The organism is Plantactinospora sp. KBS50 (genome assembly GCF_002285795.1).
Classification (GTDB): Bacteria; Actinomycetota; Actinomycetes; order Mycobacteriales; family Micromonosporaceae; genus KBS50.
The window spans coordinates 1,916,186-1,940,379 of sequence record NZ_CP022961.1; the positions used below are offsets into that span (position 1 = coordinate 1,916,186).

General features: G+C 69.7%; 24 protein-coding genes and 2 pseudogenes. 14 read left to right on the forward strand and 12 right to left on the reverse strand.

Features of this window, described 5'->3' with window-relative positions; translation table 11 throughout:
• Positions 1-10: 10 nt before the first annotated feature.
• Positions 11-1,489, reverse strand: a complete 1,479-nt coding sequence (locus tag CIK06_RS08685) for a toll/interleukin-1 receptor domain-containing protein (RefSeq protein WP_095564393.1) — start codon at positions 1,487-1,489, stop codon at positions 11-13.
• 176 nt (positions 1,490-1,665) lie between these two features.
• Here CIK06_RS08685 and CIK06_RS29855 point away from each other — a divergent pair, with 176 nt between their 5' ends.
• Positions 1,666-1,830, forward strand: coding sequence for a helix-turn-helix domain-containing protein (locus CIK06_RS29855; protein WP_198348142.1), 165 nt, complete (start codon positions 1,666-1,668; stop codon positions 1,828-1,830).
• 206 nt (positions 1,831-2,036) lie between these two features.
• Here CIK06_RS29855 and CIK06_RS08690 read toward each other — a convergent pair whose 3' ends face one another.
• From CIK06_RS08690 to CIK06_RS08695, 3 genes are all read right to left on the reverse strand, one after another.
• Positions 2,037-3,047, reverse strand: a complete 1,011-nt coding sequence (locus tag CIK06_RS08690) for an IS3 family transposase (protein ID WP_095567671.1) — start codon at positions 3,045-3,047, stop codon at positions 2,037-2,039.
• Positions 3,041-3,484, reverse strand: a complete 444-nt coding sequence (locus CIK06_RS29860; protein WP_198348410.1) for a transposase — start codon at positions 3,482-3,484, stop codon at positions 3,041-3,043. The genes CIK06_RS08690 and CIK06_RS29860 overlap by 7 nt, the downstream gene beginning before the upstream one ends.
• A gap of 139 nt (positions 3,485-3,623) precedes the next feature.
• A complete protein-coding gene (locus CIK06_RS08695; protein ID WP_232534089.1) occupies positions 3,624-4,202 on the reverse strand; it encodes a transposase family protein in 579 nt (192 codons plus the stop codon).
• A 554-nt stretch (positions 4,203-4,756) separates the two neighbouring features.
• Here CIK06_RS08695 and CIK06_RS08700 point away from each other — a divergent pair.
• The 5 genes from CIK06_RS08700 to CIK06_RS08720 all read left to right on the forward strand — a co-directional run bounded on the left by CIK06_RS08700 (position 4,757) and on the right by CIK06_RS08720 (position 7,885).
• Positions 4,757-5,710, forward strand: a complete 954-nt coding sequence (locus CIK06_RS08700; RefSeq protein WP_095564394.1) for a helix-turn-helix domain-containing protein — start codon at positions 4,757-4,759, stop codon at positions 5,708-5,710.
• A 14-nt stretch (positions 5,711-5,724) separates the two neighbouring features.
• Entirely contained in the window at positions 5,725-6,186 is a 462-nt protein-coding gene (locus CIK06_RS08705; protein ID WP_095564395.1) for a cupin domain-containing protein, read from the forward strand.
• Positions 6,183-7,097, forward strand: a complete 915-nt coding sequence (locus tag CIK06_RS08710) for an NADP-dependent oxidoreductase (RefSeq protein ID WP_198348143.1) — start codon at positions 6,183-6,185, stop codon at positions 7,095-7,097. Before CIK06_RS08705 ends, CIK06_RS08710 begins: the two co-directional genes overlap by 4 nt.
• Before the next feature lie 96 nt (positions 7,098-7,193).
• The gene (locus CIK06_RS08715; RefSeq protein WP_095564396.1) at positions 7,194-7,616 is read left to right on the forward strand and encodes a hypothetical protein; all 423 of its coding nucleotides are present in this window, start codon (positions 7,194-7,196) and stop codon (positions 7,614-7,616) included.
• Complete coding sequence (locus CIK06_RS08720) at positions 7,613-7,885, forward strand: hypothetical protein (protein WP_095564397.1); 273 nt, start codon at positions 7,613-7,615, stop codon at positions 7,883-7,885. The genes CIK06_RS08715 and CIK06_RS08720 overlap by 4 nt, the downstream gene beginning before the upstream one ends.
• Before the next feature lie 18 nt (positions 7,886-7,903).
• On the opposite strand, the gene CIK06_RS08725 is transcribed toward CIK06_RS08720, so the two are convergent.
• Positions 7,904-8,557 carry a hypothetical protein gene (locus CIK06_RS08725; protein ID WP_095564398.1) on the reverse strand — a complete coding sequence of 218 codons (654 nt, stop codon included), beginning with the start codon at positions 8,555-8,557 and terminating at the stop codon, positions 7,904-7,906.
• A gap of 163 nt (positions 8,558-8,720) precedes the next feature.
• On the opposite strand from CIK06_RS08725, the pseudogene CIK06_RS30715 reads away from it, so the two are divergent.
• Positions 8,721-8,849 (forward strand): annotated as a pseudogene (locus CIK06_RS30715) (VOC family protein); the annotation flags it as partial.
• A gap of 169 nt (positions 8,850-9,018) precedes the next feature.
• Entirely contained in the window at positions 9,019-9,426 is a 408-nt protein-coding gene (locus CIK06_RS08735) for a nitroreductase family deazaflavin-dependent oxidoreductase (RefSeq protein ID WP_095564399.1), read from the forward strand.
• Positions 9,427-9,485: 59 nt separating this feature from the next.
• Here CIK06_RS08735 and CIK06_RS08740 read toward each other — a convergent pair whose 3' ends face one another.
• The 3 genes from CIK06_RS08740 to CIK06_RS08750 form a co-directional block, all read right to left on the reverse strand.
• Positions 9,486-10,025 carry a DUF1062 domain-containing protein gene (locus CIK06_RS08740; protein ID WP_232534090.1) on the reverse strand — a complete coding sequence of 180 codons (540 nt, stop codon included), beginning with the start codon at positions 10,023-10,025 and terminating at the stop codon, positions 9,486-9,488.
• A gap of 343 nt (positions 10,026-10,368) precedes the next feature.
• Complete coding sequence (locus tag CIK06_RS08745) at positions 10,369-10,890, reverse strand: endonuclease V (protein WP_095564401.1); 522 nt, start codon at positions 10,888-10,890, stop codon at positions 10,369-10,371.
• Positions 10,891-10,956: 66 nt separating this feature from the next.
• On the reverse strand, positions 10,957-12,579 hold the full coding sequence (locus tag CIK06_RS08750) for a DUF885 family protein (RefSeq protein WP_157756657.1): 1,623 nt from the start codon (positions 12,577-12,579) through the stop codon (positions 10,957-10,959).
• 961 nt (positions 12,580-13,540) lie between these two features.
• On the opposite strand from CIK06_RS08750, the gene CIK06_RS08755 reads away from it, so the two are divergent.
• Complete coding sequence (locus CIK06_RS08755; RefSeq protein ID WP_157756658.1) at positions 13,541-14,791, forward strand: MFS transporter; 1,251 nt, start codon at positions 13,541-13,543, stop codon at positions 14,789-14,791.
• Positions 14,792-14,810: 19 nt separating this feature from the next.
• On the opposite strand, the gene CIK06_RS08760 is transcribed toward CIK06_RS08755, so the two are convergent.
• Positions 14,811-15,392 (reverse strand): DinB family protein, encoded by a 582-nt coding sequence (locus CIK06_RS08760; protein ID WP_232534091.1) that lies wholly within the window; start codon positions 15,390-15,392, stop codon positions 14,811-14,813.
• Positions 15,393-15,675: 283 nt separating this feature from the next.
• On the opposite strand from CIK06_RS08760, the gene CIK06_RS08765 reads away from it, so the two are divergent.
• The 3 genes from CIK06_RS08765 to CIK06_RS08775 all read left to right on the forward strand — a co-directional run bounded on the left by CIK06_RS08765 (position 15,676) and on the right by CIK06_RS08775 (position 19,327).
• The gene (locus tag CIK06_RS08765; RefSeq protein ID WP_157756659.1) at positions 15,676-16,974 is read left to right on the forward strand and encodes a PLP-dependent aspartate aminotransferase family protein; all 1,299 of its coding nucleotides are present in this window, start codon (positions 15,676-15,678) and stop codon (positions 16,972-16,974) included.
• Between the two features lie 140 nt (positions 16,975-17,114).
• Positions 17,115-17,972, forward strand: a complete 858-nt coding sequence (locus CIK06_RS08770) for a hypothetical protein (RefSeq protein ID WP_157756660.1) — start codon at positions 17,115-17,117, stop codon at positions 17,970-17,972.
• A complete protein-coding gene (locus CIK06_RS08775) occupies positions 17,969-19,327 on the forward strand; it encodes a lysine N(6)-hydroxylase/L-ornithine N(5)-oxygenase family protein (RefSeq protein WP_095564407.1) in 1,359 nt (452 codons plus the stop codon). Before CIK06_RS08770 ends, CIK06_RS08775 begins: the two co-directional genes overlap by 4 nt.
• Before the next feature lie 137 nt (positions 19,328-19,464).
• Here CIK06_RS08775 and CIK06_RS30720 read toward each other — a convergent pair whose 3' ends face one another.
• The 3 genes and pseudogenes from CIK06_RS30720 to CIK06_RS08790 all read right to left on the reverse strand — a co-directional run bounded on the left by CIK06_RS30720 (position 19,465) and on the right by CIK06_RS08790 (position 22,415).
• Positions 19,465-19,899 (reverse strand): phosphopantetheine-binding protein, encoded by a 435-nt coding sequence (locus CIK06_RS30720; RefSeq protein WP_369916189.1) that lies wholly within the window; start codon positions 19,897-19,899, stop codon positions 19,465-19,467.
• A gap of 3 nt (positions 19,900-19,902) precedes the next feature.
• A pseudogene (locus tag CIK06_RS30725) lies at positions 19,903-21,329 on the reverse strand (amino acid adenylation domain-containing protein); the annotation flags it as partial.
• 420 nt (positions 21,330-21,749) lie between these two features.
• Positions 21,750-22,415 carry a thioesterase II family protein gene (locus tag CIK06_RS08790; protein WP_198348144.1) on the reverse strand — a complete coding sequence of 222 codons (666 nt, stop codon included), beginning with the start codon at positions 22,413-22,415 and terminating at the stop codon, positions 21,750-21,752.
• A gap of 505 nt (positions 22,416-22,920) precedes the next feature.
• On the opposite strand from CIK06_RS08790, the gene CIK06_RS29235 reads away from it, so the two are divergent.
• On the forward strand, positions 22,921-23,088 hold the full coding sequence (locus CIK06_RS29235) for a hypothetical protein (RefSeq protein WP_157756661.1): 168 nt from the start codon (positions 22,921-22,923) through the stop codon (positions 23,086-23,088).
• A gap of 167 nt (positions 23,089-23,255) precedes the next feature.
• Entirely contained in the window at positions 23,256-24,179 is a 924-nt protein-coding gene (locus CIK06_RS08800) for a cupin-like domain-containing protein (protein ID WP_157756662.1), read from the forward strand.
• The last annotated feature ends 15 nt before the right edge of the window (positions 24,180-24,194 follow it).

A 24,194-nucleotide genomic window follows, 5' to 3' on the forward strand; every position in this document is an offset into this window, starting at 1 on the left:
CTTGATGGGATCAGCAGTCCGGTACATTGGCATCTACCCTCGTGCTCCCGCCCGTACCGGGAGCATCGCCATTGGCGAAGGTGTCGGATGGCGCGTACAGGCCCCGCCACTCTTTGCTCTCAAGGCGGTACCAGTACAGGACGCTTGTCATACCGCCGACGGTGTTTTGAACCTTGCATGAAACGTGAACTGAGGTGCCGAATGGGATGCGGCCGGTGTCTGCGGGAGTGCCGTTCACGTCGCTGAAAACCGGCGTGCCCGCTCGGTTGTCCGTGAGCTGAACGGTCGTTCCTCCCGGCGGGCGCGGGTCGGGGCGACCGTCGAGCAGGATGAAGGCGAGCGGAACGAGAAGGCCGAGGCACGCACCGAGCCCGATCGTCACCCGCCACGGCCAACGCCGACGCGACACCGGTCTCGGACCCGACCCGTTCCGTACCCACGCCTTGGTTGTCCGGTGACCAGTTGCCTTGACGTCGACAGCGGCGAAACTGTTCGGATCCATGTCGCGGTGTCCGGGTCTGACCACCGTCTCGTACAGGCCATCGGAGACGATCAGGGCGACCCGTGCCCGAGGCCGGGCCGCCAGTACGTCGGCGAGAGCGGCGGCCGTGACCAACCGGTCGGCGACGGCCAAGGCGGCGCCGGCCCAGCCATGCGGGTCCCGGCTCGCGATTCCGAGGTGGATAGCGACCCGAAGACGCACCTCGTGGCGCCCAGCCGCGGGCAAGTCTGTCAGCCGCTTCTCCAGCGCGTCCAGGTAGTCCACCAAGATGGCAGCGGGCGAAGTTGATCCGGGTACGAACAGGTGGACCCCGCCGAGGTAGTCCTGTACCGAGAAGTCGCTCCATGGCAGGCTCGCGTCGGCGGCCGCGAGGAGCAACTGCTCGTACATCGTCGCGCGTAGGGCGCCCTGCTCCGGGTCGGGTCGGTCGACAAACCTGTCGATGCGGATGGCGACCACGGTGTACTGACCCTCGCCGCTGTTGATCTGTCTGATCGGTGGCGGCGGGGGCGTCCCGCCCACCTGGCTACCGATGATCCTCGCGATCTGGTCAGCGAGCGTGTCCAGGTCCCGATGGGCAGTCCGAACGTCGAGTCGGATGTACTGGCGGTACGCCAACTCCCGCAGGTCGCGAGGCAAATCGTCCACAGACGGTAGGGGTGTGTCACCGACCAGCACAGGCACGACGTCCAAGCCGAACCGCAGGGCGTTAGCGATCTCTAGACGTACATAGTCGTCCGGCATATCCAGCCGACGGACGCCGTCCTGCTCGGCGGACAACCACCTCTCACCGATCACGGCGAGCAGGACATCGGACTCCTTCAGCGCATGCCAGAGCTTCGACCGGAAATCCGCGCCAAGCGGGATGCTGCGGCTGTCCCGGAAGACCGCCTCGTCCCCGAAACGGGCTCGCATCGATTCGTCGAGCAGTATTGCAACGGCAGCTTGATCCGACTTGCGGTAACTGACAAAGATCCGGGACGCCATGGACTCCGGTCCCCCCTTCGGACACGTCGTAGAGTGTCATCGCTGCCGACCGCGTCGCAAGACGGATGTTCTTCCTTCTCGAAAGAGACAACAGGAAACCTCGCATGGCCGATCATCAAGGCAAGGCGGCCGTCAAGGTCTCGACGTAGCACAAATGATCGATCATCGTTGACCGGGTGGACAACGATCGGAAATCACAAGATCGTGATTGGGCGGCAGAAGCTGAGCCGATCTCGTTCGGCGCGGAGCTGCGTAGGCGACGCATCGCGGCGGGACTTTCGCTCACCCAGCTCGGTGACCTGACCCACTACAGTGAAGTGATCTCAGCAGGGATCCGGTAGGTATCGGTATTCGAAGTGGGTGAGGTGGAGGGCGGCGCGGACGATGTTGCCGGTTTGTCGTGGGCTGGCGGTGGTGTGTCGCAGAGTTCGCCAGCGGCCGGTCAGGATGGCGAAGCCGCGTTCTCCGAGGCATCGCATTGATCGGAGGATCGCGTTGTGTGCGCGGTTGTCGACCGCGAGGCGGTGGCCGTCCGGTAGTTGTCAAGTCAAGTTGAGACGGTTTGTGCCTGCTGGGTTGGCTGGTTGATCCAGGCCTGCTCGGGCAGCTTCGGGGCGCGTGGCCGACGGGTGAACCGGTCCGGGTGAGCGGCGTGGGCGGCGTCGAGGGCGCGTTGGCGGTGCTCACGAACCTGCTCCGCGGTGCCGTAGTGCACCGACGCCGGGGTGTGCCAGCCGATCCCGGAATGCCGATGCTCATGATTGTAGGCGGTGAAGAACCCGTCGCAGAACGCTCTCGCGTCGGCGAGGGACCCGAACCTGGCCGGGAAGTCCGGCACATACTTCATCGTCTTGAACTGCGCCTCCGAGTACGGGTTGTCATTCGACGTCCGGGGTCGGGAATGCGACCGGAGGACACCGAGGTTGACGAGCATCTCCGACACCGGCTTCGACACCATCGCGCCACCACGGTCGGCGTGGATCGTGTGCGGCTCGATCCCGTTACGGCCGATCGCGGCGGCGAGGAAGTCACGGGCCACGACCGCGTCCTCGGCGGCCGCGACCAGCCAACCCACGACGTAGCGGGAGTAGATGTCGATGATCACGTAGCATCGGTACCAGACGCCCTTCACGTGCCCCTTCAACGCGGTGATGTCCCAGGACCACACCTGACCGGGCCCGGTCGCGACCAGCTCCGGCCGTACCCGGGGTGGGTGGGTCGCCAGCCGGCGTCGTTCCCGACTCTGACCGGCCGCACGCGCGATCCGGTACATCGTGGACATGGAGCAGTGGTAGCGGCCCGCGTCGAGTTCCCGCGCCCACACCTGAGGAATCGCCAGATCGGCGTAGCCGGGCGAGTTCAACACCGCGAGGACCCGGTCACGTTCGGCCGTGCTGAGCGTCCATGGTGGCGGGGTCCGGGGCAGCCACGGCCCGTGTCGCGGTCCGACCGGCCGCGCCCGCCGGTAGTGGGTCGCCCGCGAGGTCCCCGCCAACGCGCACGCCCGCTGGACCGGGACATCCGCGTCGCGCAGCTCGGCGAACGCGGCGGTCAGGATCTCCTCGGCGGGTTGTCGTTGTCCGCGCTCCCGGAGAGTTCTTCCAAGAGCGCGTGCGCTTTTCCCATGATGTCCAACGCCATCCGGGTCTTTGTCAGGTCCGCCCGCAGTTTCTCGTTCTGCTGGCGCAGCTTCTCCAACTCGATCTGGTCCGCGGACTTTTTCACCCGTGGCGCAGAGGGGGCGGCGGTATCCGTTTTCCCGCCGCTGTCGACGTGGCCGAGGTGCCCGGCGTTGCGGGCCCGTGTCCATTCGATGATGTGTGACGAGTACAGGCCTTCCCGGCGCAGGATCGCGCCTTTCTCGCCGTTCGGGGCGTTCTCGTACTCGGCGACCATCGCGAGCTTGTACTCCGGGCTGAAGACCCGCCGCGACGGCTTCGGCGCCGGGTCGGCCCCGCTGCCGGTGGCCGGCTGCTTGCCAGATGAAGTGGACACGTACACAAGGATCTCCGATCCCCGTCCTCAGGTCAGCACCCCACTCACACGGGGTGTCTCACACCATCCTGACCGAGAGGGGTCGGCGGGTTGCTTGTACGGGGTGTGGATGCCCTGGCCAGTGCCTTCGTAGCCGGAGTCAGCCAGGGTCGGCAGGTGCAGGTGGGAGGCGGCCCCGGTAGAGGGCGCCGGTGATGTCCAACTCCTGGGCGCAGGTCAGGTCGTGCAGGTGTCCCGGCATCGCGTCCGCGGTCCAGATGGGTAGCCCGTCGGGGCGCATGACGGCTTGGATGTTCGCGCCGAAGTCGCGGTGTTTTCCGGAGTACCAGGCGTCGATGGTGTCGCCCTTGACCGACAGGGTGGTCTCGGCCAGCCGGTCGGTGTCGAACAGCTTCCCGTCCAGGATCACGTGTGACCAGCCGTCGGCGGCAACCTGCTTGAGGGCGTCGTGCAGGGTCGGTGTCTGCGCCGCGAGGACGCGCACGGCCTCGGCGACGTACCGGTACGCCGTGGCCCTGGATACCCAGAATCCGGCGGCGAGGGTGGTCTTGTCCTCACCCTTGCGGAACCACACCAGTACCAGAAGCGCCTGGTAGAAGCAGGTCAACGCCCTGGTACGGCGGCGGGTGCCGACCGCCCGACGTTCGGCGCGCAGCAGCCGCGCGACGTGCTGGACGAGTTCCCTTGGGACGTCGAGCCTGGCAGAATAGGTGATCACGTGGAGCCCTCTCGAAGACTGGATCTTGTCGCAAAGACCTGTCTACCGATGGCTCCACGCCTACTTCCAGCACCATCCGTTATGGACTGCTATGCCCGTGTCGGTCGCATCGACGCCGCGACTTTGCTGAGATCACCTCAATGTGGCCGGTCCCCGCTGCGGCAGTTGGCGCGGCGCCCGTGCCGCCGAGGGAGACCGCGAGCCTTTGTAGCTACCCAGACCGGTACGACCTGGCGACCGTCGGCCGGACTCCTTCCGCCGAAACAACGGAGTGTCGCCGGAGAGTCGTGTGACGTGGTTCGGCGTTGGGGCGGTCTGCTGGGGTGTGCGGGCGCCGGTCACTGTGTGCTTATCGGATCATCACTGGGGAGGGCTGGTGCGGTCGAGTCGGCGTCCACCGATCGTCTTGCAGTTCTCACTTTTGATCATTGCGGTCTTGTTGGAGATTGTGACAAATTTTGTCACCAACGGGGACGGGTCGCCGTTGACGGAGGGCCTTCGCCGCTGCAACCCAGCCGATGCCCGAGCGGACGTTTCGCCGTTATCGTTGACCGGTGATCGGCAATCTTGAGACGTTCCAGGACGAGCTGGCCGCCAGCGGGTTTCCGCCGCTGGCCAACAAGCTCGCCGGGGCCGACTTCCGGGGCCGGATCGCCGTCCATGACCTCGGACCGCTGCGGCTGGTCTCACTCGACACGCCCGAGAGCGCCTGTATCGGGCGGGAGCGTGACGCCTCCGACGGCGCGAACCTGGCGGTCAAGGTGATGGCCCGGGGCCGGACGCGGATCGAGCAGGGGCGCGGCGACGCCGAACTCGGGCCGACCGACCTGGTGCTGCTCGATCCCACGCGTACGCTGCGGTTCGAGAGCACCGCCGCGGCGCACGTCACCATTCTGGTTCCGCGCCGGGAGCTTCGGATCCGGCCCGCGCAGCTCGACCGGCTCGTCGGCGAACGCATCGACGGCAGCCACGGTCCGGGCGCTCTCGTCTCCGTGCTGGCTCGGGAGTCGGCGCGGTCGGCGACGGAGTTCCGTGAGGCGGAGGCGTTGCGGTCGGCGGCGGCCGTCATCGAGCTGATCGCGGTCGCGCTGGAGGCCCGGCTGGGCGACGAGCGATCGGTCCCGGACGAGCGGCTGCGGAACCGGATCGCCGGCTACATCGAGACCCGGCTGGCCGATCCCGATCTGTCCCCGCTGGGCATCGCCGCCGCCCACCACATCTCCGTACGCCGGTTGCACAAGCTGTTCGAGGACCAGCCGCTCACCGTCGCGGCCCTGATCCGGCGTCGCCGCCTGGAACGCTGCCGGGCCGAGCTGACCGGAGGCGGACGTACGGTCACCGCCGTGGCCGCCCGGTGGGGTTTCTCCGATCCCACTCATTTCAGCAAGCTTTTCAAGGCGACGTTCGGCTACAACGCCCGCGCACTGGTAACCAGCAACCGTGCGCGGACGACCAAGACGCGCACGGCCGGCCCGGAACAGGATTGTGGTGATCAGGGCAGGCAATAGCGACGGGAGAAGTCGTGGCGAAGGTGAACATCGTCCGCCCCGGTGAGGGCGAGATCCTCGGCAGCGGGGCGCAGCAGATCCGGATCCTGGAGAACGGCGAGCACACCGACCATCGGCTGGGGTTTGCCGAGGTCACCATTCCGCCGGGCACCCCGAGCCCGTTGCAGCATCGTCATGCCCAGCATGACGAGGGCTTCTACGTCCTGGCGGGAACCTTCCGCTTCACCGTCGGCGAGGATCAGTACGACGCCGGGCCGGGCACCTGGGTCATCGTGCCGACCGGGGCGCCGCACACGTTCGCCAACATCGGCGACGAGAACGCCGTCATGCTGAACACGTTCACGCCGGATTTGTACGTGCAGTATTTCCGCGACTTCAAGGCCATGATCGATTCCGGGCAGCCGGTCAACGCCGAGACCATGCGACCGCTGTGGAAGAACTACGCCACCGAGATCTCGAACGAATACGCCTCGTGAAGCGCCTTCAGTACGACCGCTACGGCGGCCCGGAGGTGATGTCGCTCGCCGAGTTCGAGCCGGCGCGCCCCGGTCCGGACGAGGTTCTCGTCCGCGTCCGGGCGGCGGCTTCCAACGCGCTGGACTGGAAGATGCGCAACGGCGAGATGAAGTTGCTGACCGGTCGCTCCTTTCCGCGGGCGATGGGGCACGACTTCGCCGGAGTCGTCGAGGCGGTCGGCGCCGGTGTCACCCGCCTGAAGGTCGGCGACGCGGTACTCGGCGGGGCTCGGTTCCGGCAGGCGGGGGCGTTCGCCGAGGCGGTGACGGTCCCGGAGAAGGCAGTCGTGCTCAAACCGGTGGACCTTTCGTACGAGCAGGCCGCCGCGCTGCCGACCGTGGGCGTGACCGCCCGTCAGGCCCTGGCGGAGGTCCGGCCCGGGCAGGCGGTCTTCGTCAACGGGTGCCTGGGCGGGGTGGGCCGGGCCGCCGTGCAGTTCGCCCGGGCGCGGGGAGCCTCGGTCGCCGGCAGTTGCCGCGACACCGCGACGGACGAGGCCCGCGAACTCGGCGTCGATCCGGTCGTGGGTTTCGGTTTCGCCCCGGCGGTCCTCGCCAGACGGTTCGATCTCGTTCTCGACACGCCCGGCGTGCTTTCCTCCGCCGCGGCCCGAAGGCTGCTGAAGCCGGGGGGAACCATCGTCGACATCGTTCCGACCCCGGCCAAAATGATCAGGAGTGTGCTGCCCGGCCCGTTCCGGGCGATGATGGGCCGGCTGGTCACCGCCGACCTGGCGGAGGTGGCCCGGGTCCTGCGCCTGCCCATCGCCCGCACGGTCCCGTTGGCCGAGGCGATTGCCGCCCTGACCGAGTTGGAGCGTGACCGGCGCCCGAAGGGCGGCAAACTGGTCATCACCATGGCCGGAAGCTGAACGGGCCGAGCTACGTACATTTCGTGGTGGGAATGTCGATGCGCCGCAAAGGGTTCGGCCCTGTACGGACGGTAGAGCGTCTCCCCCCTCGGCCACGTGCAGGATCAGGCGGTGTTCATGAGCGTTGTCGACAGCCCGGAGGGCCTGGGTAAGGCGATCCGAAGTGGATCCAACGAGATCGAGATTTCGTACAACATCAAGACGACGGTGGTTTCTCTGCGTGCCGTTGGTCCCGTCGCCTGGGGTGTGGCGGCCGGGGCGATCGTGGCCGCTGTCATTGCGATCCTGTCGACCCCGTCGGCGGCCGCGCTCACCGGCGGACCGGGCGCCGTCGGCACCGCGGGTGGCGCCGCGGCGGCGCTCGCCGTACTGAGTGGAATCGTCGGCGCGGCGACCGCTCGGTTCCTGGTGAAGGTTGCGGTGGCGGCCCGCGACCCCAAGGCGGTGTCCCGCCTCCGCAAGGACTACGAGCCCGTTGACCGCTCGGGGCGCTACTACCTGCGGAGGATCGGCAAGTGAGCGAGCGTCCCAAGGACAAGGACAAGGACAAGGACCGTGACTGGGCCACCTGGGCCCTGGCCGCGGCGGCGGTCGTGGTGGCGTACGTCTCCACCCGGCGCCCCCGCCCGTTCCACTCGTTGGTCGACAGGGGCGTCGCCCGGCGTTGTCCGCACTGTGAGGTCGGGCTCGGCCAGGATCACCTGACCCGGTGCGTCGAAAAGGGACGATGGGACGGTCGGCTGCGCGCGGCGGAGGCGGCCAGGAAGGACCCGCCCGCCGGGAAGTAGTCCCGCCGGGACGGACGATCAGCAGGGGTCCCGGGTGAGGCGCTGTCGCTCGCGTTCCGCGTTCGGCAGCGCCGATGCCCACCCCGCGACGCGCCAGGTCCAGCGCAGCGGCCGGTATCGGGCGATCCGGCTGTCACCGACGATGGCCACGATCTCGATCGCCGCCGCCAGACCCAGCACCGCCACCGCCGCGATCCGGCCGGGGCCGAGATCCGCCGCCCTGCCGGGAATGGCCATGACGGCCCCGCCGATCAGGAACCCCACCAGCCCGATGTTGAACGAGTAGCGGGACCGACGCACGAGTCGGCTCCACACCTGCTGATGCTGGCGCAACTCCTCGGCGACCGCTTGGCGCCGGTCGGGCATGTCCGAGTCCGAGTACCACTCCAGCGCCTGCGACGGGGTGACGCCGTACGCTCGCGCCTGTGCGTTGACCTGAACCACGTGGAACAGCGATACCGTCGAGGTCGCGAAGAGCAGGATCACCAGGCCGGGCGCGTGCAGGTTGCTGTGGATGTCGATCGCCAGACCCATCAGGGCGATGGCGAATCCGGCCAGGACCGGCGCCGCGCCTCCGCCGAACGCGTCGGCGGCCGCCACCACGTTGTAGGGATCCGGCGGTGAGAAGCTGATCGGTCCGGACGCCTGCTGATGACCGGCCTCGATCGACACCGTCTGTCCCCACCTTGCCGCAGCTGATCGGTCGCCGGGACTCCGCTGTCCATCGTTTGACCCCGAGGGGACCCCGGTGGCCGCGGAGATCCACGAGGCGCGGCTCGGCGGCCGGTGGGTCGGAGCGGGCGACGCGTTGACACAGACATCCTATGGCTGCCGTGTCGTCGACCTGGACGAAGCCGTGGCGCACGCGCTGAGCCTCGGCGCCGAGCTGCCCGCGCACCAGCCGCAGGACAACGTGCGGGTCCTGCTCGACCCGGCGGGCCATCCGTTCTGCCTCCACAGGTAGCGACCCCGGGCCGACCGTGGGGCGCGTCGGGGGGATCGCGTTCGCGCGCCGGAAGACCGGCGTCCACGCGTACCGTTGGGTCGGTTGGTGCCGGCTCGTGCCGCAACGTCGCGTCGCAGCCGGTTTGCCGACGAGGATTGAGGAGCCGGTCCGTGGGCAAGGAGACGTCATGAGCGACTGGAACGACAAGATCATCGAGGAGTTCCGCGCGAATGGAGGGCAGGTGGGCGGCCAGTTCGCCGGCGCGCCGCTGCTGCTGTTGCACACGGTGGGTGCCAGGAGCGGCCAGACCCGGGTCAGCCCGGTGATGTACCAGAAGGTGGACGGTGGCTACGCCGTGTTCGGGTCCAAGGGCGGCGCCCCCACCAATCCCGACTGGTACCACAACCTGCTGGCTCATCCGCGCGTCCAGGCGGAAATCGGTACGGACCTGGTCGAGCTGGTCGCCAGGGTCGCCGAGGGGGACGAGCGGGAACGGATCTGGAGCGAGCAGAAGGACGCGTACCCGGGCTTCGCCGAGTACGAGCGGAAGACCAGCCGGCAGATTCCGGTCGTCGTGCTGGAACCCGCGTCGTAGGTCGGCCGTGTCAGGTCCTCGGCTGCTCGGCGCGGCCGAGGACCTGACACCAGCCCTAGCTAGTCCATCGACATGACGATGAAGGTGAACGCGGCGCTGGTCGTACGGCGCAGCGGAATGTCGCACTTGACCCGGCGCAGCACCTCGCCCCGGCTCAGCCCGAGCCCGTGCGCGATGAGCCGCTCCGGACGCACCGGCACCGGATCCTCGAAGACGACCGCCACCCGGACCGGCCACGCCTCGTCGTGCCGTGCCGGCGGGACGTCCAGCCGCCAGGCGCCCCGCCAGTCCAGGGCGAACCGGTTGGTGCGGGCGAACCACTGATCCAACAGCGTGGCCGCCACCAGATCCGGATCGTTGGCGTGGTACCGGTCGAGCATGGCCGGATCCAAGGAGCCGACCGGCGTCCGCTCGTGCACGGTGAGCTTCTTCGTCCGGTTGCAGGACTGGCACCGGACCAGCAGCCACACGTCCAGCAGCTTGCCATTGGCATTGACCCGGAACCTGCCCTGGCCGGTGGTGGCCGACCCGGACCGGCAGTCCGGGCAGCGTAACGACAGCAGCGGCAGCCTGGTCCGGCGAACGACCCAGGGCAGCACGGCATGAGGTTGTGAAGACACGATGATCTCTCTGGAGACCTGACACGAGGCCGTTCGCGCGCGGCCTCAAACGCTGCATGAGCGGGCGCCCACGGGCAGCCCGGCAGGACCGACGGAAGGGTCGGCCTGAAGATGAGCGGAAGAAAGCGTCAGGTCTGAAGAGCAGGTGGGGTCACGCCGGTTGTCCTCTGTCCTCGCGGCGACGGGCCACCGGCAACGTACGGGCATGCGGGCGGAAGGCTCAACGGGTTTTCGCCGGGCGGCAAGCGGCCGTGACCGGGTGTCCCGTGGCGACGTGGGGTCGGCGCGGGCGGGGGCTACCGACGGCCCGCGCGGGCGGGGGCTACCGACCGCCCGCGCGGGCGAGCGTGTCCACCTGGCGTAGCGCGTCGGGCAGCCGGTACGGCCCGGCCATCCCGGCCACGAGGGCAGCGGCCCGCTCGGTGGGGATGCCGACCGAGGTGACGTACAGCGGTCGCCGGGCGGCGCCACGGCGTACCGGAATCGCGTGGCTGGCCGTGCGGAACGCCGTCTTGGCCACGCCGAGGACCGGGACCCCCAGTTCGGTGTGCAGGTGCGCCCCGAGGCCGGGGCGCCCCTGCGGGTCCAGATCGACGTAGCCGTCGATGATGACCAGCGACACCGGGTGGTCGAGATCGGCCAGTACGGCGCGCAGCGCGGGCAGTTCGCGGGCGTAGAAGAGGCCCGGCTGGTACGGCGCCACGCGGTCCAGCCAGCGTACGCGTTCCTCGACGATCCGGGCGAACCGCGGCTCCCGGGCGGCGACCAGCGCCGCGCGGGCGCCGCCGGCCGGTGGATAGTGGACGTCAACGGCCGCGTACGGCGCCGGATCCTGAACCGCCATGCCGGCCAGTCTTCCGGGTGCTCGGGTGGACCGACGCACGGCCCGTGGGCGAGGGGCCGGCCGCTCTCAGGTGTCGGCGCCGAGCGCGGCCGGGTGTGCGTCGGCCAGGTACCGCCGGACGGTCGACAGCGGTGCGCAGCCGCACCGCATCAGCCGGGCGTGGAAGTCGTGCAGTTCCTTGTTGCCGGTGGCGGCCTCGGCCGCGCGCCACCGGCGGATCTGGAGTTTGCCCAGCGCGTACATGGCGCGGGTGCGGTTGGAGACGGTCTCCACGACGTCCCTGCCGGCCCGCTCGGCCGACCAGCCGTTGATCTCCGCCGTCCGCGCGCCGGCCTGGGCGAACGTCCACCGGCCGGACTGTACGGACAGGTAGGTCAGCAGCCGGCTGGCGGACTCCAGGGCGAACCGCAGCTGGGCTGTCTCGACCAGCGGCCGGCCGTCCGCGAGGCCCTGCTCGATCGCCAGTTCCTCCGCGTAGTGTGCCCAGCCCTCGGTGAAGCCGGCGAACCACAGCAGGCTGGTGCGTACCGGGCTCGGGCCGGTCGACGCGGTCTCCATCTGCAGGTAGTGGCCCGCGTACAGCTCGTGCACGGCCAGCATCTCCAGGGTCGGCTCGTTGAGGTACGACCAGGCGGCGGCGGGCGGCTGGCCGGGGCGGGGGAGGTCCGGCTCCGGTACGTGCACCCGGTGCGGCCGGCGTACCGCCTCCAGCGGCGGCGAGAAGATGAACACGACGTCGGCGGCCAGCGCCGCGCCGTGCGAGCCGTACAGCTCGAACGGGACGTACGTCTGCACCGGCAGCACGTCCCGGTCGGTCCAGAAGCTCCGCAGCCGCTCGACGATGGAGCGCAGCGAGTCGGCGACCGGGCCGGCCGGCAGGTGTCCGAGCAGCCGCGCGTACGCCGCCGGCGGGGTGGCCTCGCCGATCCGGCGGGCGGCCCGGTGCAGCGCGGCGGTCACCGCGGCGACCTCCGCCTCGGCCTCCTCGATCAGCTCCGCGACGGGCCGCTCGATGCCCTCGGTGATCCGCAGCATCTCGGCCAGGGATTCCGGGCCGAGCAGGTCGGGCGCCGGGGTCCGGCCGGCGATGGCCCGCGCGTAGCGTTCGCAGGCCGCGGCCGCCGCGCCGGCCACCGGCGCCAGCACCTGCGCGAAGTCCGGCCGTACGCCGGCCAGTTGGCCGGCGATCCCGCGGATGCTCGCCGCCTGGGCGGGTCCCCAGGAGATGCCGTAGAGCCGTTCGCCGGCCGAGATCGACGGGCGCAGGACCTCCTCGGCCCTGGCGAGGTAGTCCGGCAGCCCGGCCAGGTGCCGCAGCAGCGCGGCGACGCGTTCGGCAAGCGGGGCGTAGCTGCCGGCGAGGTAGCCGGACACGTCGGCCTCGTGCGCGTAGTCGAGCGGGCCGAGGTAGGGCTGGTTGAGGTCCACCACCCGGAAGCGTTCGAATTCCAGGAGCCGGCCGCAGGTGTCCAGATCGGCGCGCAGCTCCGGGTCGCCCGTGGTGGGCAGGTTGTCCAGGTGACGGCGCACCGAGGTGAGCAGCGGCGTGAAGAGGTCGCCGGAGCGGGGCGCCACCGCGGGAAGCCGGCCGTCGTGGTCGTGCCGGCCGATCCGGCGCGCCACGTGCGGGTACTGGGCGCAGACGAGGTCGACCACGGCCGAGGCCGTGCCGGCGGCGTCCGAACTCATCTGCTGGATCAACTTCCCTACCGGTCCCGTCGCGGGGGCGGGCTCGCCTGACATTGCGCTGGAGACATGGTTTCGACCCGGCTCGCCGACACCCAGGCTACAAAGGGTTAGGCTTTGACGCCTGATGGTGCGGGTGGTGCTTTGTTACCGTTTACCACCTGTGCCTGCTGTGGTGCGCAGGCTGGCTTGCCGTCGGACGAATTTATTCGGCAACCGTCGTCATGTCGGTCGTGTTGGCCACGACCTCTTCGTCGAGCTGCGAGAGCATGTTCCGAAGCTCGTCGGGGACAGGCCCTCGAGTTCCTCGGTGTCGATCAGCTGCGCAAGAATCATCGCAACCTCCTATTCGGTTCGTCGATCCGGGAACCGACGAGCCGGGACGGAAGCATGTCTCCCTCTCTGCATCGGCGGAGCTGCTCCGCCGATGACCACTGCTCCTTTCGTGCGCGGCGACGTGCGGTTACCGCGCCTGCGCGGAAGGCGATGAGCGTTGATTGTAGGCGGGCGGTGTCCTGCGTTCGTCCAGCTCGGGTCGCCGTCGGACGTCCATTATGGATGGATGTTCCGTGGTGACCGTGCTGCGATGATTCGCACTGCCCGCCGATGGTCTGCTGGGCCGGTGCGGTGCCGGATCGCCGTACTCGGAGCATCGCCCCTCACCGGAAACACCGACGTAACCGAATTGACCGGTACGGGATGGATGCGACTCCCAGGTGCGACAACTACCGGAGGAATTCTATTGATAACTTTCCGTCAATCTCAACCGAGTCACCCCTCTTCCGAAGTGGAAACGGACCCATCCGGGTGATATGACAACCCGGCAAGTCGATCGACAGCGGGGACAGCGTTACACAGTGGCCAACGCCAAGTCAACGGTCGATGTGAGCGTCCCCAAAGGGTTGCCATGATGCGGGTCTGCTGGCATTCTCGCCGCTGCCGGACCGGCCGAGAGAGGTGCCGCATGACGGCTGCGCCAACGGCGCTGCGCAGGAATCGCGACTTCAACCTGCTCTGGGGCAGCCTCACCCTCTCCCAACTGGGCAGCAACATCTCCGGCCTGGCATTCCCGCTGCTCGTTCTCGCGCTCACCGGGTCGCCGGTGCAGGCCGGCGCCGTCGGCACCGTGGCGGCCGTCGCGCGGGTGGCCACCCGGCTGCCGGCCGGCGTCCTGCTGGACCGGGTCAACCGGCGTACCGCGATGCTGGTCTGCGACGGCGTCCGGCTGGTCGCGTTCGGCGGCCTCGGCGTGCTCGTCCTGACCGACCACGCGACGCTGCTGCTCATCGGGCTGACCGCGGTCATCGAGTCGGTCGGCAGCGCCATCTTCGAGATCGCCGAACGCTCGGCACTGCCGATGGTGGTGCCGCTGGAGCAGATCCCCGACGCCATCGCCCGCAACAGCGTGCGCGGCGCGGCCACCGCCCTGGTCGGCCCGCCGATCGGTGGCACGCTGTTCGGCATCGCGCGGGCGTTGCCGTTCCTGGCCGACGCGCTGAGCTACCTGCTGTCGTTCATCGGGATCTACCTGATCCGGCGGCCGATGCAGAAGGACGCGGCGGAGCGCGAACGCGTACCGATCCTGCGCGGCCTGCGCGACGGCCTCCGGTTCGTCTTCACCCACCGGTTCCTGCGGGCCTACCTGTTCATCGCCGTCTCGTTCAACCTGGCCATCCAGGGCACGACGTTCTGCCTCTACCTGGCGCTGCGGCTGCACGGCGTGCCGCCGCGGGAGATCGGGTTCGCCGAGGCCATCCTCGGCCTGGGCGGCCTGGCCGGCGGCTTCCTGGCCGGGTTCCTGCGGCGCCGCCTGTCGCTGCTGGCCCTGGTCCGCGGCATCTGCTGGGGCGGTGCCGCGCTGCTGGGCGTCGACGCGCTGCTGGCCGGCCGCCTGGTCAGCGCGATTCCGATCGCGGTGGTCTTCCTGCTGCTGCCGGCGATCAACTCGGTCCTGATCGGACACCAGGCCGCGATCACCCCGAACGAGATGCAGGGCCGGGTGGCCAGCGTGCTGGGCACGTTCGCCGGCGGCCTGGCCACGCTGGGTCCGCTCATCGCCGGCGCGTTCGTGCACGGCGTGGGGGCGCCGGCCGCGATGATCTTCTCGGCGGCGGTGATGGGGGTCGGCGCGCTGGTGGCCACGTTCGGCCGGGGGATCCGGGAGATGCGCCCGGTGGACCGCCCCGTCGCGACGGCGGGCGCCGGGTCGAGCTGACCCCCGGCTGCGCCCGCGGCTACTGGCCGACGCGTCCGTCGATCCGCTCCCGCAGCAGGTCGACGTGCCCGAGGTGGCGGCAGTACTCCTCGATCATCCCGACCATCACCTCGCGCAGCGACATCTGCCCGCCGCCACTGCCGTGCTTGTTCGCGCGGTCGTTGCCGGTGACGTCCAGATCGGGCGCCTCGGCCACGAACCGGGTGGCGAAGTCCACCTCGGTCCGCCACGCCTCCCAGGCCTGCGCGACGACCTGCGGGTCGGCGACCGCGCCGTCGAAGTCGGCGTCGCGTTCGGTGTCGGAGCAGAACAGCCGGGGAACATCCTGCCCGGCCATCAGCACCCGGAAGGTCGCGCGTTCCATTTCGGCCAAATGCCGTACGAGTCCCAGCAGCGACATGGTCGACGGCTCCACCGAGCGTCGGGCCATCGCCTCCGGGTCCAGATCCGCGCACTTCATTTCGAGGGTGAGGCGCTGGCAGCGCAGCGAATCGGCGAGCACGGTGCGCTCGTCGCCCAATCGTGGCCGGTGCTCACGCGGGTCGTCATCGGAAGGTTTGCCGTCCGCGGTGAACATGTCGGCTCGTCGGGTCGTTGCCATGGCCGCCATCATGGGCGATGCGCCCGTTGGCTGACAAGCGGGAAACGTCCTGCGGCGGCGCCGCCGCGATCTGTCGGCAACACGGTGGAAATGGCGACATGATCGACACGCTGAGATACGACTGATCCATGATCATCCGACCTCGGCATGACCTTGCGCGGATGGGCGCACGGTGATTCAATCGCCCCGTGTCGACTCCTGCCACGAAGATCGTCAATCCGCAGCGCTGCTGGGATGGGAAGAATCGGCTTCGTCGCACGGTGCCGATCAAGGCGTCGCCGTGGTGACCCCTGCCCGCTTCGCGACGCTCGCCGTCCGCGGCTCCTACGATCACGCAGAGTCAGCGAACCACCTCGGCTCGTTGACCGAGCCGGCCTACCTGACGACCGCGCAACACTTCGAGTCGACGGAGCAGATGCACGCCACCGTCGCGGGTGAGCGCGAGGGCTGGGTGTACTCCCGGCGGGGAAATCCGACGGTCCGATTCCTGGAGAACACCGTCGCCGCGCTGGAGGGATATCAGGCCGGTGTGCGGGCGAGCGCGGTGGTCACCCCGACCGGAATGGCGGCGGTGACCGCGGCGACAACGCCATTTCTCTCCGCGGCCGTCGGCGCGAATGCCAACATCGTGGCCTCGCCGGCCTGCTACGGATCCACCATCATGGTTTTCAACAATCGGTACGGCCGGGAGCGGGGCGTGCCGGTCCGGTGGGTCGAGGACCCGCTGTCGGTGGCGGCCTGGGAACGGTGCATCGACGAGAACACCCGCTTTCTGTACGCCGAGGCGCCGTCCAACCCGATGGTCCAACTGGTCGACATTCCGGCGCTGGCCGCGTTGGCCCGGCAGGCGCAGATTCCGCTCATCATCGACTCGACCCTCGCCACCCCCGCGCTGATGCGCCCGCTGGCGCTCGGCGCGGACATCGTCGTGCAGTCGCTCACCAAGGCGGCCGGAGCCAGCGGCCGGAGCATGGGCGGCGCGGTGATCGCCCGACACGACCTCCGGGCCCGGTCCCAGCCGGCGGAACTGACCGGCGACTTCGCCGGCTACCTGCGCGCCGGCCCGATGCGGGACATGGGCTCCGTGCTGAGCCCGTTCAACGCCTGGACGCTGCTGGCGGACATCCGGGAACTGCGCGCCAGGGTGGACGCGATGTCGACAAGCGCGCTCGGCGTCGCCCGGTACCTGGCCGGACACGACGGCGTCGCCGAGGTCTTCTACCCGGGGCTGGCCACCCACCGGTCGCACGACATCGCCCGGCGCGACATGTGGCTGGTCGACAGCGACGCGGACGGCCGGGCCGCGGTGAACAGGTTCGGGTTCCTGCTCGGCTTCCGGCCGGCCGGCGGGGTGCACGCCGCACACGAGGTGCTGGACCGGTTCAACCTCGTCTGGCGGGCGAACAACCTCGGCCAGGTCCGCAGCACGGCGACGATCCCGGCGAGTTCCACCCAGAAGCAGGTCGCCGACGCCGACCCGGCGCTGGCCCCCGTGCCGCCGGACATGATCAGACTGAGTGTCGGTCTCGAACACCTCGACGACATCATCGAGGACCTGACCCAGGCGCTGGACAAGCGATGAGCGTGGTGCGCGGACGGGCGGAGCGGGCCGGGGCGCGGCCGTGCCGCCCCGAGCGGGCGTACTAGAAAGTCATGTCCGTTGTGCGCTGCACCGGGCGACGATCGGCAACGAGGTCGACTTCACAGAGGGGGCAGCGCGGGATGAGAACTGAGCTGGCCGGTGTGTACGACACACGGGTGGCCCTGATATCGCCACCACGCACCGGGTCCACCGCCGTGGCGCGGTTGCTGTGGCAGCACCCGGCCATCACGCACCACTGCCACGAGCCGTTCGAGGCGTGCTACTGGGGCAGCCACGGCCCGGACTCGGTCACCAGCTGCCTGGCCAATCCCATGGAGATCGCCACCGGCGGCCGGGTGACGCTTGCCGACGTGCCGCACGGCAGCGGGCTGCTCATCAAGGAGATGAGCTTCCAGCTCAGCGCCGAGCAGTTCGACACCCTCGCCGGGCTGGCGAGCGCACCGCTGGTCTTCGTGATGTGCGATCCCCGGCTCTCGGCCACCTCCCGGCTGCGCATCGTGTGCGAACTGTCCGGCAGCGACACGTTCCCGCCGTTCGAGAGCGGCTGGCCGTCGCTGTACGAGCAGATCGAGTCCTGCCGCCGCCGGGGCATCCCGTACGCGCTCGTCGACTCCGACGACCTGCGGGCCGACCCGCCGGGAGTGACCGCCGCGCTGACGGCGGCGATCGGGCTGCCGCCCATGCCGGGGCTGGAGGCATGGGCGCCGCGCCCGGGGTTGCAGCTGTGCTCGCCCGAGGTGGGCGCGCTGATGAGCGAGGTGCGCCGGCGCGACGACCCGTTCTACCGCAAGGTCCTGGGCAGCACCGGGATCCAGCCGCGGGAGCAGGTCGACTGGGACCGGGAGGACGCGATGCTCGCCGCCGCCGGTCTGGCCGGGGACGTGGCGACCTGGCTGAGCCACTACGAGCAGCTACGGTCGGATCCGGCCCTGGTCGCGGCGACCGTCCCGCTCGTGCGCGTCGAGCAGGCATCATGACGGCCGCCCAGGAAGCGCAGGCCGGGCCGACCGTCCCGACCACGCGGCCGGCCCAGGACGTCCCGGCCGCCGGGCCGGTGCCCTCCGGGGTCGACGTGCTCGGCGTCGGCTTCGGCCCGGCCAACCTGTCGCTGGCCATCGCCCTGCAGGAGGACTCGCCGCGCACCAGCTCGTCCTTCGTGGAGGCCGAACGCGAGCCGGTCTGGCAGGGCGGCATGCTGCTGGACGGCTCCGACACCCAGAACCATCCGTGCCGTGACCTGGTGACCCTGCGCAACCCGCGGAGCCACTACAGCTTCATCAACTACCTGTTCGAGCAGGGCAGGCTCATCGAGCACCTCAACCTGCCGGTGGAGTTCCCGCTGCGCAAGGAGTACGCGCGGTACATCCAGTGGGCCACCAACCAGTTCCGGTCGCAGGTCGCGCTCGGCGCGCGGGCCACCGGGATCGCGGTGGCCGAGGTCGACGGCGCACCGGGGTACGTCGTGACCTGCGCCGACGGGTCACGCCGGGCCGGCCGGGCGCTGGTGCTCGGCACCGGGCGCACCCCGTTCGTGCCGCGGCCGTTCGACGGACTCGACTCGCCGCGGGTCTGCCACCTGACGCGGTACCTGCCCACCGTGCGGCAACTGGCCCCGACCGAGCCCGGGTCGATCGCCGTGATCGGCGGCAGCCAGAGCGCCGTCGAGATCGTCCTCGACCTCGCCCGGCGGTTCCCGCGGGCGCGGATCGTCAACTACGTGCGCAAGTTCGGCCTGCGACTGAAGGACACCAGCCCGTTCAGCGAGGAGGGGTTCTTCCCGGCGTTCACCGACTACTACTACAAGGCCAGCCGGTCCGGCAAGGACGCGCTGGACGCCTACATGCGGCCCACGAACTACTCGTCCAGCGACGGCGACGTGCTGAAGGAACTCTACGCGCTGATCTACGAGCAGCGCCTGGACGGCGAGCAGCGGGTGTTCGTGCGGGGCAACAGCGAGGTCCGCGCGGCCGAGGCCGACGACTCGGGCGTGGCGCTGGAGGTGGCGGAGATCCACACCGGGGACGTCGCGGCCGAGCGCGCGGACCTGGTGATCCTGGCGACCGGCTTCCGCGACCTGGGGCCGAACCCGCAGCAGGAGCCGTACCCGGCGCTGCTGCGCGGCGTGATCGACAGGTTCCAGTTCGACGCCGACGGCTACCTGATCGTCGAGGCCGACTACTCGCTGCGGCCCCGGGTGGACGGCACGCCGCCGCTGTTCCTCAACGGTCTCTGCGAGTCCAGCCACGGCATCGGGGACGCCGGCTCGTTCAGCCTGCTGTCGCTGCGCGCCGCGACGATCCGGGACGGCCTGCGCAAGCAGGGGATCGGCTGACCGGACGGCGGGGAACCACGCGTGGACGCCGGGGCCGGGGAGTCATCCGGATGACTCCCCGGCCCCGGGCCGTGTGTCGGCGGCCGTCGGCGACCGCCCCCGGCTACGAGCGCGCGGCCGTCGGCGAGCGCCCGCGGCTACGAGCGCGTCGCGGCGGTGCCGGGCGATGAGGTGCCGGTCGAGGCGGAGTCGGCCGGGCCGGCGGCGGTGTCCGCATCGGACGAGGAACCCCCGACCATCTCCGCGAGCTGCGCGATCGTCGGGTTCTCGAAGAACAGCTCGGTCGGCGGCAGGTCCACCCTGAGCGCGCCGCGGAGGTGGGCCAGGATGTCCATGGCCAGCAGGGAGTTGCCGCCGATCTCGAAGAAGTCGTCGTGGATCCCGACCTCCTGCAGGGCGAGCGCGTCCGCCAGGAGATCCGTCAGCAGCGCCTCCACCGGGGTGCGGGCCGCCTCGTACGGCGCGTCGGCGGTCCGCGGCAGCTGCCGCGGCGGCGGCAGCGCCCGCCGGTCGGTCTTGCCGCCCAGCGTCAGCGGGAACTCGTCCATCTCCACGATCACGGCCGGGTGCATGTACCGGGGCAGCTTCTCGTGCAGCGCCAGGCGCAGCGTCGGGACCAGCCGCTCGGTCCGGCCCTCGGGTACGACGTAGGCGACCAGGACCTTCCGGTCCGGCGCCATGTCGTCGCGGGCGACCACGACGGCCTCCTTGACCTCCGGCTGCCCGGACAGCGCCGCCGCGATCTCCCCGGGCTCGATCCGGTAACCGTCCACCTTGACCTGGTCGTCGGCCCGACCGCGGAACTCCAGCACACCCTTGGCGTCCCGCCGGACCAGGTCGCCGATGCTGTACATCCGCTCACCGGGCTCGAACGGATTGGGCAGGAAGCGTTCGGCGGTGATCGCCGGGCGGCTGATGTAGCCGCGGGCCAGCCCACTGCCGCTGGTGTAGAGCATGCCCCACTCGCCGTCCGGGACCGGCTGGAGATCCTTGTCCAGGACGTAGAGCCGGGTGTCGGTGACCGCCCGCCCGATCGGCACGCTGTCGCCCACGAACTCCGACACGACGTGGCAGCTGGTGAAGCAGGTGTCCTCGGTCGGTCCGTACCCGTTGACCAGCAGCAGGTCCGGGTACGTGCGGCGCAGAGCGTTCATGTGCACGGGGGACAGCGGTTCCCCGCCGGCGAGCAGTTGGCGCAGCCCGCCGAGCCGGTCGATGTGGCCGTCCACCAGCCGGTGGAACAGGCCCGTGGTCAGCCACAGGGTGGTGATCTGTTCCTTCTCCAGGAACTCCGCCAGCTCGTGCATCGACAGCGGGCCGGGCCGGTAGATGACCAGGCGGGCGCCGTTGAGCAGGGAGCCCCAGATCTCGAACGCGGACGGGTCGAACCGCAACGAGCAGAACTGGAGGAACGTCTCGTCCGGGGTCAGCGAGGCGTAGTCGTCGGTCTGCACCAGACGCACCACGCCGGAGTGCCGCACGGCCACGCCCTTGGGCCGGCCGGTCGAGCCCGAGGTGTAGCAGACGTAGGCCAGGTTGTCGGGCCGGGTGCCGGGATCCACCCGGTCCGTGCCGGCCTGGGCGTCAGGCTCGCCGTCGAGGTCCACCCTGTCGAGGTTCACCACGGCGGCGTCGATCTCGGGTACCCGGTCGGCCAGCGGGTCGTGGGTGAGCAGGACGCGTGCGTCGGCCTGCTCCAGCATGTCCCGGAACCGCTCGGGGGCTCGTTGAGGTGCAGGGGCAGATAGGCGCCGCCCGCCTTCAGGATGCCGACCAGCGCGATAAGCATCTCGAAGGACCGTTCGAAGAACACCCCGACGACGCTCTCGGTCCCGACGCCGAGCGAGCGCAGCTGCCGGGCAAGGGATTCGGCCCGCTTGTCGAGTTCCGCGTACGTCATGTCGACGCCGTCGAACCGCAGGGCCACCGCCTCGGGCCGTCGGCGCACCTGTTCGTCGAACAGGTCGGTGATGGTCGCGCTCCGCCAATCGCCAACTGTCATCGCATGTCCGCCTTGTCGGGTGCCGCTCCGGCCGTCTCCCGTGACTCTTCGGGAAAAAGACCTTCCCGCTTGTCTGCGTCGAGAAGCTGCAAGAGAATTATCGGACCCACCCCCCTTTTTTTTTCGGAATTGCCTCGGGCCATCGACGTGACCCGACTGTGCGACGTGGCCCGACTGTGCCACGCCTCGCGAGTGCGGGATATGGGGCTGTGGCCGGCAATGCGCCGCCGCCACTGGTCGTTACGGCTTCTCATCCTGCTGGCTGACCACAGCGCTGTCAAGAAAGGTCGAGGCTGGACGAAGAGGTCGATTGCCGGCGCCGCGCGGGCCGTCGAGCGCGGTCATTGTGCCACCGCCGGTAGCCGAATGAGCGTCACCGAGGGTGGCGGCGGCGATCCGTTCGGGTATCGATGCGGCCCGCTACCCGCCCGCCGCCTGACCAACCTCGACATCGACCGTCAGATCGCGGGCGAGTTCGGCCAACAGGGCGGGCGGGGCACCGAGGAAATCGAAGTGGCCGCCGTCGATGACCACGTACCGGCAGTCCGCCGAGGAGGCTCGCCAGCCGCCCATCAGCTCCACCGGGATCTCCCGGTCGTCGCTCCACCCGATCACGGTGACGCCGCACGGCAGGTCCACCGGTTCCGGCACGACGTAACGCTTGTTGGCCTCGACGTCCTTGGCCAACAGGTCCAGTCCGAGGTCGAGCATGGCCTCGCTGGGCTGCCCGCCCATGTTGGCGATGATGTTGCCCAACTCGTCGCGCAGCCCGGCCCGGTCCAGCTCCAGCAGCCGGCCGTACGGGCCGTCGTGCGGGGCGACCTGCGCCGAGACGAACACCCGGCGCGGCAGCGGGAGCCCCGCGGCGGCCAACTGGCGGGTGACCTCCACCCCGGGCAGCGCGCCGCTGCAGTGACCGAAGAACGCGAACGGCCGGTCCAGCAGGGGCGGCAGGACCTCGACCAGTTCCGCGGCGAGCCGCTGGTAGGTCCCGTAGTGCGGTTCCCGGATCCGGCGCTGCCGGCCGGGCGGCTGCACCAGGCAGATCTCCACGTCGCCGAGGTAGCGCGGCCACCGGTCGTACATGGTGGCGCCGGATCCCGAATAGGGGAAGCAGAATAGCCGTGCCTTTGCCTCCGGATCCGGCTGTCGCAGTAGCCAGCGGGGCTTTTTGGCCAACGAATCCACCATGGTGAGATCCTACCCGACATTCATGACCAACATATCGACCCTGACCGGGTGCGTGCGGGACGCATGGTCATGGCGCAATTGCTCTCGGTCGAGGGTCGTTCACCTATCGCGGCTTTCTGTCCTTTTCGACCCTGATCCGACCTTTGGTTCCCGGTCGCGGAAAGCGCAGCGGGATGCCCGGGTGGTCGCCCGGAGTGGACGGTCGGGGCCGGGCGCGGTCCTTTACTGTGTGCTGCGTGACGATTGGGTCGCCCCGGGTAGCCGGCATGTGTGCGGCGTGGCCAATTTAAACATGCAGCTCCTTGACAGTGTCCCGAGCTGGATCTTAGCCTCGACACCGTCCGAGCTTGCCCCTATCGGGGTCGGCTGGTTTGCCCGAAGATGGTCGCCGGAGGGCTGCATGCAGACGCAGCGATACATTCTTTCTCAGCTTGTCGATTCGGAGGAGTTGAGCACCCTCGGTCCCGAGGAGCTGCGCGAAATGCTCGCCGAGTTGGACGACGAGGTGGTGAACAACGACGGCGACGGGGACGACACCGTCACCGCCGGTGCCGACCCCGGTAGGTAACCGGGTCCCGGTACTGCCACCACTCGGAGCCGGTGTGTCGCCGGCGGCCTGTTCGCGGCCGCGGCCCGGCGTAGCGCCCTCGGGTGCGTGTGCCGGACGCGGATTGGCGCGTTCCGCACCGCTCGGGGACCTCGTGAACCAGCCGAACCGGAGTCGGAGGAGTACGCGTGTCAACCGTTGCCGCAGGGCGGCCCATCGATGTGCGTGGCCGGCTGTCGCCGGAGGAGTTCCGCACGCAGTACATGGGCAGGAAGCCGCTGGTGATGCGGGGAGCGCTCACCGACATGCCGGCGGTCACCCGCTGGTCCCTGGACCACTTCGCCTCCCTGGCGCCGGACCTGCAGGTGCGGCTGAAGACCGGCTCGGTGGACGCCGGACAGACCACCACGATGCGGCTGGCGGACTACGCCCGCGTCGTCAGCGACTGGGAACAGCGCACGGCCACGGGTGACGACGCGTCGCGGGACCCGGCCGGCGGAGGGCCGAAACGGCCCCCGTACCTGCACGACCTGCCGCTGTTGTCGACCATCCCGCAGCTGCGCGAGGACATCGTCGGCTTCCAGGTGGACCTGCTGCCCCCCTTCTTCCGCGGCCGGTGGTGGGACTTCACCCAGTTCTTCGTCGGGGCATCCGGCGCGGTGACGCCGCTGCACTTCGACGCGCTGCTCACGCACAACCTCTTCCTGCAGATCAAGGGCGACAAGCGGTTCGTCATGGTCGACGCGGCGGACCGGGACCGTTGCTACCTCAACGGCTGGCGCTGGTCGCCGATCGATCCGGAGGATCCGGACCTGGAGCGCTACCCGCTGTTTCGGGACGTCGAGGTGCGCAGTTGCGTGGTCAGCTCCGGCGACCTGCTCTACATGCCGCCCGGGACGTTCCACAAGGTGGTGTCGGAGACATCGTCCATGTCGTTCAACATCGACTGGCACGACCGGCGCAGCGCGTGGCGTGGGCTGACCGCCGCCCGGCAGGGCATGCCGGCCACCAACCTGCGCTACAACCTCCTCTTCGCGCTCGGCGTCATCGGCCGAGTGCCACCCGCTCTGCTGCTACCCGCGCTGAGATCGTACTTTTCCTACATTTCGTGACGTCGGCGCGACCGA

Excerpts from the sequence above, each read along its gene's own strand:
- CIK06_RS08775 (WP_095564407.1), top strand. The coding sequence starts at position 17,969 with ATGACGGCCGCCCAGGAAGCGCAGGCCGGGCCGACCGTCCCGACCACG.
- CIK06_RS08685 (WP_095564393.1), bottom strand. The coding sequence starts at position 1,489 with ATGGCGTCCCGGATCTTTGTCAGTTACCGCAAGTCGGATCAAGCTGCC.
- CIK06_RS08735 (WP_095564399.1), top strand. The coding sequence starts at position 9,019 with ATGAGCGACTGGAACGACAAGATCATCGAGGAGTTCCGCGCGAATGGA.
- CIK06_RS08790 (WP_198348144.1), bottom strand. The coding sequence starts at position 22,415 with ATGTACGACCGGTGGCCGCGCTACCTCGGCGACGTGGAGATCTGCCTG.
- CIK06_RS08755 (WP_157756658.1), top strand. The coding sequence starts at position 13,541 with ATGACGGCTGCGCCAACGGCGCTGCGCAGGAATCGCGACTTCAACCTG.
- CIK06_RS30720 (WP_369916189.1), bottom strand. The coding sequence starts at position 19,899 with ATGCACCCGGCCGTGATCGTGGAGATGGACGAGTTCCCGCTGACGCTG.
- CIK06_RS08770 (WP_157756660.1), top strand. The coding sequence starts at position 17,115 with ATGAGAACTGAGCTGGCCGGTGTGTACGACACACGGGTGGCCCTGATA.
- CIK06_RS08760 (WP_232534091.1), bottom strand. The coding sequence starts at position 15,392 with ATGGCAACGACCCGACGAGCCGACATGTTCACCGCGGACGGCAAACCT.
- CIK06_RS29235 (WP_157756661.1), top strand. The coding sequence starts at position 22,921 with ATGCAGACGCAGCGATACATTCTTTCTCAGCTTGTCGATTCGGAGGAG.
- CIK06_RS08750 (WP_157756657.1), bottom strand. The coding sequence starts at position 12,579 with ATGAGTTCGGACGCCGCCGGCACGGCCTCGGCCGTGGTCGACCTCGTC.
- CIK06_RS08745 (WP_095564401.1), bottom strand. The coding sequence starts at position 10,890 with ATGGCGGTTCAGGATCCGGCGCCGTACGCGGCCGTTGACGTCCACTAT.